The organism is Nocardia glycosmidis, from assembly GCF_052545115.1.
The window spans coordinates 1-388 of record NZ_JBQWRH010000062.1 but is presented as its reverse complement, the minus strand read 5'-3'; the positions used below and the strand labels follow the sequence as shown (position 1 = coordinate 388).

Below are 388 nucleotides of genomic sequence, written 5' to 3'. Positions count from 1 at the left end.
ATCACGAAGTCTGCGCCAGACCCAAGGTCAGGGATGGTCAGGTCGCCAACCGGCCGATCTATGCCGCGATCGGTGTCACCGTCAACGGCGAGAAGGACATCCTCGGACTGTGGGCCGGCACCGGTGGTGAAGGCGCGAAGTTCTGGCTCAGCGTGCTCACCGACATCCGCAACCGCGGGGTCAAGGATGTGTTCTTCCTGGTCTGCGACGGGTTGAAAGGCCTGCCCGACGCCGTCGGCAACGTCTGGCCGCTGGCCACGGTCCAGACCTGCATCATCCATCTGATCCGGAATACGTTCCGGCTGGCGGGCCGTCAGGACTGGGACGCGTTGCGCCGGGATGTGAAACCGATCTACACCGCCGTCAACGCCGCCGCGGCACGGACGGC

General features: G+C 65.5%; 1 protein-coding gene. It reads left to right on the top strand.

All coding sequences use genetic code 11. From position 1 onward, the window contains the following. Window positions 1–388, top strand: a 388-nt coding sequence (locus tag ACT86A_RS27490) for a transposase (RefSeq protein WP_445095131.1), incomplete at both ends; no start/stop codon positions are given.